Annotated in this window: 5 protein-coding genes and 1 pseudogene; 4 read left to right on the top strand and 2 right to left on the bottom strand. The window is 53.6% G+C overall.

Annotated elements, in window-relative coordinates:
- Positions 1-331, top strand: a pseudogene (locus B5M42_RS25770) (cellulase family glycosylhydrolase); the annotation flags it as partial.
- The gene (locus tag B5M42_RS25395) at positions 311-2095 is read left to right on the top strand and encodes a galactose-binding domain-containing protein (RefSeq protein ID WP_407946133.1); all 1785 of its coding nucleotides are present in this window, start codon (positions 311-313) and stop codon (positions 2093-2095) included. The pseudogene B5M42_RS25770 and the gene B5M42_RS25395, both read left to right, overlap by 21 nt.
- A 547-nt stretch (positions 2096-2642) precedes the next feature.
- On the opposite strand, the gene B5M42_RS20450 is transcribed toward B5M42_RS25395, so the two are convergent.
- The gene (locus tag B5M42_RS20450; protein WP_134757411.1) at positions 2643-5150 is read right to left on the bottom strand and encodes a glycoside hydrolase family 6 protein; all 2508 of its coding nucleotides are present in this window, start codon (positions 5148-5150) and stop codon (positions 2643-2645) included.
- 36 nt (positions 5151-5186) lie between these two features.
- Entirely contained in the window at positions 5187-8159 is a 2973-nt protein-coding gene (locus tag B5M42_RS20445; RefSeq protein WP_134757413.1) for a galactose-binding domain-containing protein, read from the bottom strand.
- A 379-nt stretch (positions 8160-8538) separates the two neighbouring features.
- Here B5M42_RS20445 and B5M42_RS20440 point away from each other — a divergent pair, with 379 nt between their 5' ends.
- Positions 8539-10422: a diguanylate cyclase domain-containing protein gene (locus B5M42_RS20440; protein WP_134757415.1), complete on the top strand. Its 1884-nt coding sequence runs from the start codon at positions 8539-8541 to the stop codon at positions 10420-10422.
- 274 nt (positions 10423-10696) lie between these two features.
- Positions 10697-12616: a glycosyl hydrolase gene (locus B5M42_RS20435; RefSeq protein WP_134757417.1), complete on the top strand. Its 1920-nt coding sequence runs from the start codon at positions 10697-10699 to the stop codon at positions 12614-12616.
- Positions 12617-12658 lie beyond the last annotated feature (42 nt).

The raw sequence follows: 12658 nt of genomic DNA, 5'->3' as shown, positions 1-12658 counted from the left end.
TGACTATGGTCCGGGCGTAGCGGCGCAGCCGTGGTTCAGCGCAGGCAACTTCCCGAACAACATGCCGGCCATTTGGGATGAATACTGGGGCTACATCAGCAAGCAAAACATTGCGCCGGTCATCGTCGGTGAATTCGGCGGACGCGGCGTGGACACGTCGACGACCGAAGGCAAATGGCAAAACAAGCTGGTCGACTACATCAAGGACAACGACCTGTACTGGACGTACTGGTGCTTGAACCCGAACAGCGGGGACACCGGCGGCCTGCTGCTGGATGATTGGAACACGTGGAACCAGCCTAAGCAAGCGATGCTGAACCGGATTATTAAAACCGGCCCGACGCCAAGCGGCACGCCAACGCCGACGCCTACAGCGACGCCGACGGCAACCCCGACGCCAACGCCAGTGGGCGCAAACTTGGCCCTTAATAAAAACGTTTTCGTGAGCTCAACGGATATGGCCAGCAACCCGGGTTCGGCAGCTGTTGACGGCAATATGACGACGCGCTGGAGCTCGGCGTATACAGACCAGCAATCGATCTACGTCGACCTTGGCTCCGTGCAAAGCGTGAATAAAGTTGTGCTCTATTGGGAAACTGCCTATGGCAAAAACTATCAAATTCAAACATCGACAGACGGCAGCAACTGGACGACGGTCGTCACGAAAACCAACGGCACCGGCGGAACGGATACGCTTACCTTTACAGCGACAAATGCCCGTTATGTCAAAATGAACGGCGTACAACGTGGAACACAGTGGGGTTACTCGTTGTATGAGTTCCAGGTGTATGGCAGCGGCACACCAACGCCGACACCAACGCCAACACCAACGGCCACACCAACAGCGACACCAACAGCAACACCAACAGCAACGCCTACCGCCACACCAACGCCAACACCTACTCCGATCAGCGGTTCGGTCAAAGTACAATTTATGAACGGCAGCACGGCTGCTTCGTCCAACCAGCTGTACCCGAAATTCCGCGTGACCAATACCGGCACAAGTGGACTGAATTTGGCGAATTTGAAGCTTCGCTACTATTACACGGCGGACGGCTTGCAGTCACAGACATTTAATGCCGACTGGGTGGCTAACGGCTCAACGTCGATTCCGACCAGCAGCGTAACAGGCAGCTTTGGCACGGTATCTCCTGCTGTAACAGGTGCCGATACGTATGTAGAGGTTGGTTTCAGCAGCAGTGCCGGTACGTTGGCAGCGGGCGCGACTCTTGAGGTGCAAACCCGTATTAACAAATCCGACTGGTCCAATTACAATCAATCGAACGATTATTCGTTTAATGCATCCGCATCCTCGTATGTCGACTGGACGAAAGTAACGGCTTATGTCAGCGGCGTGCTGAACTGGGGAACGGCTCCGGGCGGCGCAACGCCGACACCAACCCCTACTTCTTCGCCGACACCAACGCCGTCGTCGACGCCAACCCCGACGCCGGGCACGTTCACGGACCGCTACTATCCGGTAGGCACATCCGTGGACAATATGAAGACAATGGCTACCAACATGTCGAAATCGCAAGTGAAGGCGCTGATTATCAGCCATGTTGATGAGCACTGGAGCGTCATTCAAAGCAAATTTGGCTTCAAGCAAAAGGTTCACGCATACGCGTTCTTCATCGCTCATGCAACGCGAGAATCAACGTTGAATGCAGGTCTGGAAACCGGCGTCGAATCAGCGCACTCTTACGGTCCGATTCAGACGGCGGAAACAGCATTTGCGAATGCCAACCCGAACTATGTGCCGGAAAACGATGTTCCCGAGCTGTACCAATATGATTTTACGCCAGAAAACTTCTTTGACCCTGGCATTTCCATGCATATGGGCATCCGGAAAATGATTCATTTTGCCAATCAGGCCAGCGTGAAGTATACGGGTAAAGATATTCTGCGTTATTCGCTGATCGGCTTTAACACCGGATGGATCGACGGCTCTCCGGAGGCGTGGGTGAAGCAGTACTCCGATGAAGTTGCGGCAATGGCCGGCTGGTATTTGAACAATGGGCATCTGTATGACGATGCGTTTACTTGGACGGGAGACCCTAAAGTTGACCGTACAAATCCTTGGTCCTGGTACTAAGTGCTGCAAGGAGCCTCTCATCATCTTTGATGATGAAGGGGCTCTTCTTTTTTTTGAAGATCCTCCAATCCTGCATCGACTCGTGCAGCGGCTTGCGGTCATCGTGAGTAAACGTGCAGACTGGATACTTGTTTGTGTATGTACGCTGATACACGGCTCGATAAGAGGAAAAGTTAACACTAACACCGCACGCGACTCCTAGACCGCGGTGCCGGCCTTACGGTGGCTGTTAGATCTGTGGGAGCCGGTAACCGCTGTTAGGCGGGAGATGAGCCGCAAGGGCGGCTTACTTGTCAGTTAGCGTTGATTGGAAGGGGCAGCAGAAGTCGTACAAATTGGGGTTGTCTCCAGGAAAATCCGGATTGTGCGAGGTTGTTTGGCGTTCCGAGACGCGGCAGCTTGAGCGGGCTGATTCGCCCGGCTGTGAGTCAGTACCAGGGTGCGGGCGGCGTCGTGGAAAGTCGATTTTGAACAAAAAACAGGACGAGCAGCAGGGGGGACTGCTCATCCTGTTCTTTTTTTGTATTACCTGTGGATAATCGTAAGTTTAAGGCGCGATGCCCCATTGCAAGAAACCGGAAATGTAGCCGGTCACCTTGTTCCAGTCCACGAAATTCGTAGCGCTGGCGTTAAAGGAGTAGTCATTCGATTGGTTGTAGTTCGACCAGTCGGATTTGTTCACGCGGGTCTGCACCTCAAGGGTTGCTCCCGGCGCTAGGCTGCCAGCACTGCTGCTGAAGCTCAGCTCCACGTACGTATCGGTGTTCGTGCCCGATGCGGAGACGAAGCTGCCGCTTACGCTGCTGGTTGGAATGGCGTTATTGCCGTTAGCTGCCCAGTCGACGTTAAACGCCTGCGATTGCGAGCCGTCTTTCGTGTAGTAGTAGCGTACTTTCAGGTCCGTCAGATTGATGCTGCTTGTGCCAGTGTTGATCACGCGGAACTTCGGATACAACTGGTTGGACGAAGCTGCTGTGCTGCCGTTTACAAGTTGAACCTTGATCGAGCCCGAGCCTGGTGTTGGCGTTGGTGTTGCTGTAGGCGTTGGTGTTGGCGTCGGCGTTGGTGTTGGTGTTGGTGTTGGTGTTGGTGTTACAGTTGGCGTCGGTGTCGGCGTTACTGTTCCGCTGCCGTACACCTGGAATTCGTACAAGGAGTAGCCCCACTGTGTACCACGTTGAACACCGTTCATTCTCACATAACGAGCATTTGTATCCGCAAATGTAAGGGTATCCGTACCGCCGGTGCCATTGGTTTTTGTAGCCACTGTTGTCCAGTTGCTACCGTCCGTGGACGTTTGAATTTGATAGTTTTTGCCGTAGGCGGTTTCCCAGAACAACACGACTTTGTTAATGCTTTGCGTAGCGCCGAGATCCACATAGATCCATTGCTGATCACTATAAGCGGAGCTCCAGCGTGATGACAGGTTACCGTCAACAGCTGCCGATCCCGGGTTGCTGGCCATATCTGTGGAGCTTACAACGACGTTTTTGTTCAATGCAAGGTTGACATTGCTAGGCGTTGGTGTTGGTGTTGCCGTCGGTGTTGCTGTCGGTGTAGTTGTAGGTGTTGCAGTTGGTGTTGAAGTTGGTGTTGCGGTTGGTGTTGCGGTTGGTGTTGCGGTTGGTGTTGCAGTTGGTGTAGGCGTTGGTGTGTTGTTGCTAACCGGAATAGCTGGGTATGCGTTTTGGATCAGCATCACAAACTGATCATGGAACCAGTGACCAGCAAGCGGTGCGTTTGACATAGCGCCTGTTTTCACTCCGCCGGAGGTGGTGAAGTTCGGGTCACAGTTCGGGTCTGCGCCTTTGCCCTCATCATTGGCAATCAGTGAGCTCGCTCCGTCGGATTCGCCCGGAGGCTTGATCCAGACGAATGCGTCAAGATGGGAGCCTGGATATCCTGCAGGTGCTGCTTGCGGAGGAGCACCAATACCTGCTCCGTTTACGTTACACCACAGTCCACGGTGGGCGCGGCGATCAATACGGCCAGAGTTGACGTAAGTGTTGATGTCGGAGCCGCTGGCGCCGGTTGGACGGTTCACGCCGCCCCAACCATTACGGGAGGTGTCGATCAGGAAGCCGATGTTGGACGAGAAGCCCGCACTTACAAAGTTGTTATACAAGGAGGCCGAGAAGTCGGACTCGTCGAAGTTTGGATTCCATTGATAATAGTTCGAAGAACGAATCGGTTGGCCGCCAACGTTGAAGTTGGAATCCGTCAGGTACGGCTCGGCAACCGGCGTGTAGTTGGACGTGTTGGAGATAAAGCCGTCCACGCTGGCCAGACCTGCTGTTGTACCGCTTACTGTGGTTTTGAACAATTGAACGACGCCTTGCAGGTTGTTGTCCCAGCCCAGCCAGCCGGAGTGGCCGATATCCATGTACGTGTACACGTTAGGAATGGCATGCAGCTTGTTCAGCGCGTATTGTACGCCGGCTACGTAAATACCGGAGGATTGGGCCTGCGCACAGGCGTTGACGCTCAGGTTTGTTACGAGGTTCGGCAGACCATCCGGTTCAATAATCGTGACGATGCGGATGTTTTGATATTTCGGATTGGAGAGAATGCTTGCAATCGCATCAATGTAGCTTGTTTTGTAGGTTTGCAGACCGGCTGCGGTCAAAGGAAGCTCACCGTTGGAGGCCAGAGCGGCGCAATCGCGTCCCGGCAGGTCATAGATGACGATCGTAGCCGTAATTGGCGTGGAGCCTTGTTGTTGGGCGAGCGCTGCGTCGAGGTGACCGGCCAGGCTCAAACGGCCGCCGTTTTGCGCACCGCCGCTAATCGCTGCAATGCGGTCGAGCCAGACAGCAGTCGGGTACGATTTCAGCGTTTGCATTTTGCCCTTCAGCGTGTTGTCGCTTGTTTGGGCAATCGACATATCGATCATGTTTGCATAGTCAACGTTGACGTAGCTGGTTGCTCCTGCAAACGGGTTATCTACATGAGTTGCGGCATAGCTGCTTGGCGAGCTGAACGGGAGCACGAGGCTGAAAACCAGTGCCAAAGCAAGCATGAGCCTGATCGTTCTGGGTTGCTTTACAAATGTCATTTCGATAAAACCTCCAATTTCATTTTTGAACATTCATTAAGGAGCGATGCCCCACTGTAGAGAACCGGACAGATAGCCAGTCACTTTCGTCCAGTCCACAAAGCTTGTAGCTGCTGCATTAAACGAATAATCATTGGTTTGAGTAAAATTGGACCAGTCGGATTTATTTACTCGACTCTGAATCTCCAGCGTAGCGCCTGGGGCCAATGATCCCGCAGCACTCGTAAAACCGATCTCCAGATACGTATCCGCTCCAGCTGCAGCCGGGGATATCGCTACGAAGCTGCCGGTCACGCTGCTCGTTGGAATCGCCGCTGAGCCGTTAGCTGCCCAGTCGGTGCTGAAAGCTTGTGCCTGCGAGCCGTCTGCTGTGTAATAGTAACGCAGCTTGACGTTCGTCAGGTTGAGGCTGCTTGTGCCGGTATTGATCACGCGCAGCTTCGGATACAGCTGATTGGACGAAGCTGCCGTACTGCCATTGACGAGCTGAACCTTGAACGAACCGCTGATCGGAGTAGGTGTAGGAGTAGCGGTCGGTGTTGGTGTCGGCATCGCAGTTGGTGTTGCAGTCGGTGTTGCAGTTGGTGTTGGTGTTGGTGTTGGTGTTGGTGTTGGTGTCGGCGTTGGCGTTGCAGTTGGTGTTGGCGTCGGAGTAGACGTGCCGCTGCCGTACACCTGGAACTCATAGAGCGAGTAGCCCCACTGCGTGCCGCGTTGTACACCATTCATTTTCACATAACGGGCATTCGTTGCGGCAAAATCAAGCGTATCCGTGCCGCCGGTGCCATTTGTTTTGGTGGCTACCGTCGTCCAGATGCTGCCGTCGGTCGATGTCTGAATCTGGTAGCTTTTGCCGTAGGCTGCTTCCCAATACAGCACGACCCGGTTCACACTTTGCACGGAGCCGAGATCCACGTAGATCGATTGCTGATCGGTATACGCCGAGCTCCAGCGCGTCGACATGTTGCCGTCTACAGCCGCCGATCCCGGGTTGCTGGCCATGTCGGTCGAGCTTACGAAAACGTTTTTCGAAAGTGCGAGATTGGTGCCCGGAGGCGTCGGTGTTGGTGTCGGTGTTGCAGTTGGCGTTGCCGTCGGCGTAGGTGTAGGAGTAGGGGTTGCCGTCGGCGTCGCTGTAGGCGTCGGTGTCGCGACTTCGGTGCCGTATACTTCCATTTCATACAGCGAGTAGCCCCATTGCGTGCCGCGCAAGGTGCCGTTCATTTTGACATAACGGGCGTTAACAGCCGGGAAGGAAATATTCTCGCTGCCACCGGCGCCAGCCGTTGTGGAGTATACTGTCGTCCAGGTTGTGCCGTCCGTTGATGTTTGCAGCTGGTATGATTTGCCATACGCCGCTTCCCAGTTGAGAATAACGCGGTTGATGGTTTTCGCTGCGCCAAGATCCACATAGATCGATTGCGCATCGCTGTACAGCGAGCTCCAGCGCGTGGACAAGCTGCCGTCAAACGCCGCCGACGCATCGTTGCCTGCAGCTTCGGTAGAAGATGCGACTGCCGTCTTGTTCAAAGCAAGATTCGGTCCGTAAGGCGACATCGTTGGCGTAGGCGTCGGGGTAACCGGCCCGTTCAGCGAGACTACGTTGGACGGCAGGGAGGACCCGCCGGCGTTTTTGGCAATGACCCGGTAAAAATAGTTGCGTCCGTTCACGCCAGTATTGTCGCTAAACAACGGTCCGCTTGCCTTGGAATCGGAAATGTTCGTGCCGATCGTCGTCCAAGGGCCCGCATCGCTTTCCGCCCGCTGCACGTCATACGCTCCAGCTCCGGCCGAACCGCGCCAGGAAATGCTGTTTTTCGAGCTGATCGGCAGCAAATAAGGAGCGTCAGGCGCCGTCACCGGAGGCGCAGAAGCGAACCCGCGAATGCGGTATGCGTTGTCACGAATCATGTTGACGACAGCGGTTTCGTAGTAATCGTTATTTTCGCTAAAGCCCGGCCAGTGGTAAGAGCGGCTGGTCACCGGCTTGTTGCCGTCGCTATGGAAATAGAAGCCGCCGTCCTTGTTATGGAAGCGCAGGCTCCAGATCAGCGCGCCGGCCGAGCCGTTGTTCACGACCTCTTCCGTCATCGCCTTCATGTCGGCAAAATCGGTCAACCCGTATTCGCCGACAACAAACGGCTTGATGCCGCGGGTGCCGTTGCGGTCATTACGCGCCCGCCCGACGAACGAGCTGTCGTCGCTATAGTTGTAATAATGGCTCGTAATGATATCGACGTACGGATTATTCAGCGATTCCGAAAGCACACCGCCCTTGCCGTCCATGACCAGATGGTTCGGGTCGATGCTTTTGATGTAGGAAGCGATGTCGCGCGTCCATTCATCGGTCGCCTGATAGATTTCGTTGCCGGTTTCCCAGCATAAAATCGCTTTATCATCCTTGTATTTGACGCCCGTATAATAGTTTGTCCGATTCAGCAAATAAGAGATTGTTTGCTTGAAGTCGGAGCGAATTTGCGGATCGGTCCAGAACGCGTTGCCGCTTTTTCCGCGGAAAGCCGCATACTGATTGACGCCGCCCACCCAATCCCACTGGTCAACAAAAGGCATAATGACACGCACGCCGTATTCATTGGCAAGCTGCATCGCCTTGTCCAGCGAGCGGAACAGCTCTTCGTCGAACTGGCCGGGCGCAATCACATGCGAGCGGTTCACGCCTTGCGAATTGTTGACGCCGCCCTTGACGGATAGGGTATAAAAGCGGGTGGCGGTTCCGCCGGTCTGCACGATCGATTTGATCGCGTCTTCCTGCTCGAAAGGGTCGGGCAGATGCCAGGTCGGGTCTTCAACCATCCCCATATTCGGAATGTTAAAAGAAACGAAGCGAAACTCGTTGCTGCCGTCATACAGCTTATCGCCGCTGCGCGTAATGAAATTCGTTAAAGATGAGGAGGCTGCGTGCGCTGTCGGACTCGCGATCGCGGGGGGAACGGCCGCCAGCAGACAAAGCGCAGCTGTCCAGCAGGACAACCACTTTTTCCAGCTCATGGGAAGATCTCCTTGTCTTTGGTTGGTGTAAGTGCTTTCAAAACAGGCGCTGAAATAGCCGCCTCAAGCGGATAAAACGCAGTGTTCACCTCCTTCATCCTTTAAACGCGTAGTGCAAATAACCTCCTTTCTAATTTGTATAATAAATATACAACCAATGATATTTAAAAATCAATAAGTATATTTGATATATTAATATAATTTTTAATAAAAAACATACAACTCCATCGCTATGTTATGTTCAATAATTCGAAAAAAAGAGGTACAATACGAGAAGAACGGCAAATGTAAATAGAACGGCTCTGAAAGTGGGGTAACCCGGTCTCGGCAGCTCCGTAGAACCAGTGACGTCCAATACACTTCAAAGGGTGGACAGCTTGTGACGATAACGATAGGATTGCTGACGGAAAATAACTGGCTGAAGAATGAGAAGGTTTCATTGTTGTTTGAAGGGGTGCGCGAGGCGTGCGCCAAGCAGGACGTCAATTTAATCCGCTTTGGCTACCTGAATGCCAACGAATTGTTGAAAACGCAGTCACAGCATAAAATGATCGTCGATTTCGTCCGGCAATTTCCGCTTGACGGCTTGTTGTTCCAAGGGTGGGACTTGACCGTTCAGGCCGAGAATCTGGAGACGCTGCGGGAAAAAATCCGGCTCCCGCTGTTCAGCCTCGGCAAAGTGATCCCCGGCATTCCAAGCAATTTCATGCACGGCGGTTTTTATTTGCGCCGATTGCTGCTGCACCTGCTTCGGAAGCACGGGTTCAAGCGAATTGCTTACATTTGTCCGTGGACGCCCGACGGGCGCAACGAGGTCTATCGACGAACGATGACCAAGATGAATGTGTGGGACGATACGCTTTATGTGGATGAGCATGAGCTGCAGGGCTATAGCATGTATGAGCGGGCGGAACGCGCGGTAAGCATATTGCTGGATGAGCGGAAGGTACGCTTTGATGCGATTATCGCACTGACGATGGAGGAAGCGTTTACTGTGCAGCGGACGCTGCTGGAGCGCGGCTTTCGGGTGCCGGGGGATGTTGCGGTATGCTGCTACGAGGATGGCCGGATGGTTCAGTTTACCGAACCCAGCATTACGAGCATTTATTATCCGATCAAAGAGGTCGGTTACTGCGGGGCGGAGCAGTTGATCCATACGATCCGGACAGGCCGTTCCTCCACGACGCATTCAGTCCCAGGCAAAATTGCTTACCGTGAATCTTGCGGCTGCGTGTCGGATACCGGAGTGGCCGATCCTGCCGGCGAAGTGCGCAGGCTTGGATGGGAGATAGAGGAGCGAGATTTTTATTTCCATCGGCTGGAGGAAGCGGGGCACATGCTGAACACGTCGCATGACCGCTCTGTGATGCTGACGGTGATGAAGCAGGCTGTCGCCAAGCTAAACATTCCCACTTGCTATATGTTCCTGAACGACACGTTGCCGGACGGCGGAGGAGACTGGACGATGGGCTTTCGCTACGAGGAGGGCAAGGCGGAGCCTGCGGCTCGTTTACCGTTTCAGGAAGCGAAGGCGCTTTGCTTTCCCGAGGATCGAAGGTTCTGCTACACGGCAGAGCTGCTGCATATCGGGGACAGGCACTTCGGCTTTCTTTTGCTGGATGGTAGCGTGCATGATGTTCGCAATCTGCTCACTTTTTCAGGTTATGTCAGCAATGCGCTGCACAATACGTCGTTGATTTCCCGTCTCACCCAACTGGCTCATTACGATCCGCTGACTCATCTTTATAACCGGCGCTCGTTTCACGAAAGCCTGACGCGATTGACTGCCGATAACCATCCGTTCTCTTTGATGTATATGGATGTCGATGGCTTTAAGCAGGTGAACGATCAGCTTGGGCACGAAGCGGGCGATCTGCTGCTTCAGGAAATGGCTTGCCGTCTAGCTCGCGTGCTGCAGCCCTATGCGGTCCATATTGCTGTCGAGGGCGAAGGAGGCGCGGAGGATGAGAGCCGGGAACAATTGGGGAAGGCGATTTTTCGACTGGGTGGCGATGAGTTCATGGGCATCCTGCATTCGCTTGACGAACTGGAGCAAGCCCAAGTTAAAGGTGAGATGGAGCGGGTATTCCGCGAGCCGTTTCCGGCGGCCGGTCGCTTGTCGATCGGCATCAGCGTCGGCTTCAGTCGTTATCCGCACGATGCCACGGACAGCAGCCTGTTGATCAGCTTGGCCGATGCGCGCATGTATAAGGACAAGAACAGGAAAAAGGCTTTGCGGCAGCAGGGACGGATATCCAACTAACGCGAAAAGCTATCCAATGAGGTCAACCTGAAAAGGTTGGCTTCTTTTATAACAAATATTCAACTTGAAAATATATCAAATTGAATATATGATTAGTTATATTGATAGTCCGGTAAAAAATGGCTGGTGGATCGATAGGGAGCCGGACTTTTCAAGCAAAAGCTTCTAGGAGGCGGATCGAACCGGTATCTAAAGTCGGGTGGCTATTGGCAGCAAGTTTACTTCCCGCAACAACTTGTAAGCGCTAACAAAACAAACGATGGGGTGAACTGAGATGAAAATGAAAAAATCGTTCGTGGGCTTTTTGCTGAGTGCCATGTTTTTGTCGATGTTAAATGTAAGCGGTTACGCGGCTACTTATTCGACTGCCAATGCCAACGCAAGTCAAAAAACGAAGGATGTCTATAACTGGATGGCCAACTTGACCAACAACTCCGGCAATAGATTGCTCTCCGGTTTTTTCGGCGGATACAGCAACAGCGGTTTCGACACCTCCCAGCTCGAAAGCCTGAAATCGCAAACGGGGCAATACCCTGGCATTTTCGGCTGCGACTATGGCTCTGGCTGGGCGACAGCCGGTGATCCAACGACTTTGATCGATTACAGCTGCAACAGCACGCTGAAAACTTATTGGAACAACGGCGGTCTTGTGACTGTCGACATTCACTATCCGAGCCCGGGCCCGAGCAACGGCGGCAACCTGAACACGAAGCTCGGCAACTTCTCCGACCTGCTGAATCCAAGCACCGATACCGGAGGCAGATGGAGAGCATATCTGGACAAAACGGCAGCAGGATTGGCCGATCTCCAGTCGGCAGGCGTTACCGTCCTCTTCCGTCCGTTTCATGAAATGAACGGCGACTGGTTCTGGTGGGGTAACCAAGACGCCAATACGTTCAAGAACGTCTGGATCGACATGTTCAACTATTTCAAAAATACGAAGGGCCTCAACAACCTGATCTGGGTATACGCGCCGGACATCAGTCGCGGCAACAAAACAGCTTACTATCCGGGCAGCGGCTACGTGGACATTGTCGGTCTGGACGCGTACAGCGACGATCCTTCTTCGATCAGCGGCTATTCGGAAATGACCGGCCTTGGCAAGCCGTTCGCTTTTACGGAAATCGGCCCGCGGACGACAGGCGCCTCATTTGATTACAGCAAATGGATCAACGCTATCAAATCGCAATATCCGCAAGCCGTATACTTCTTTGCCTGGAACGACGGCTGGTCGCCAACACAAAACTCGCAGGGCGCCAACAATCTGATGAACGATTCCTGGACGGTCAACCGCGGCGAAATCAACATCAATTGGACCCCGGCACCGCCATCCTCCAGCGATCTGGCCCTGAACAAAAACGTCGTTGTCAGCTCGACCGACACATCCGGAAATCCCGGATCGGCGGCAGTGGACGGCAATATGTCGACTCGCTGGAGCTCTGCCTATACGGATCAAGAATCGATCTATGTCGATCTTGGCTCTGTACAAAGCATCAATCAGGTCGTGCTGAACTGGGAAGCTGCCTATGGAAAAAATTATCAAATTCAGACTTCGACTGACGGCAGCAGTTGGAGCACGGTGTATACGAAAACCAACGGCACCGGCGGGACTGATACGATTAATTTCACGGCAACGAACGCTCGATATGTGAAAATGAACGGCATCCAACGCGGCAGCCAGTGGGGATACTCGCTGTATGAGTTCCAGGTGTACGGCAGCGGAGCTTCGACGCCAACACCAACACCGACACCAACGCCAACGCCGACGCCAACGCCAACGCCGACGCCAACGCCAACGCCAACACCGAGCAATATCAGCTTGAATAAATCCGTAGTCGTCAGCTCGACCGACATGGCCAGCAATCCGGGCTCGGCGGCAGTGGACGGCAATATGTCTTCACGCTGGAGCTCTGCATACAGCGATCAGCAGTCGATCTATGTGGATCTCGGCTCTGTAAAAACAATTAGCAAAGTCGTCCTGTATTGGGAAGCGGCTTATGGAAAAAGCTATCAAATCCAAACATCGACAGACGGCAGCAACTGGACGACAGTTGCCAGCAAAACGAACGGCACCGGCGGAACGGACACGCTCAGCTTTGCCGCCACAAACGCCCGCTACGTAAAAATGAACGGCATCCAGCGTGGTACGCAGTGGGGCTACTCCTTGTATGAATTCCAGGTATTCGGATATTAAGTGAGTGAGCAATTTTAAGTTAACCAGAGATTTCTGGTTAAC

Origin of the sequence: Paenibacillus athensensis (assembly GCF_004514475.2) — a bacterium.
Taxonomy (GTDB): domain Bacteria; phylum Bacillota; class Bacilli; order Paenibacillales; family NBRC-103111; genus Paenibacillus_AL; species Paenibacillus_AL athensensis.
Note: the sequence above shows the minus strand (reverse complement) of the source record. Positions and strands in the feature narration are given on the sequence as shown.

Bases quoted from the DNA above. Each gene is read 5' to 3' on its own strand.
- B5M42_RS25395 (WP_407946133.1), top strand. From the start codon at position 311: ATGCTGAACCGGATTATTAAAACCGGCCCGACGCCAAGCGGCACGCCA.
- B5M42_RS20450 (WP_134757411.1), bottom strand. From the start codon at position 5,150: ATGACATTTGTAAAGCAACCCAGAACGATCAGGCTCATGCTTGCTTTG.
- B5M42_RS20445 (WP_134757413.1), bottom strand. From the start codon at position 8,159: ATGAGCTGGAAAAAGTGGTTGTCCTGCTGGACAGCTGCGCTTTGTCTG.
- B5M42_RS20435 (WP_134757417.1), top strand. From the start codon at position 10,697: ATGAAAATGAAAAAATCGTTCGTGGGCTTTTTGCTGAGTGCCATGTTT.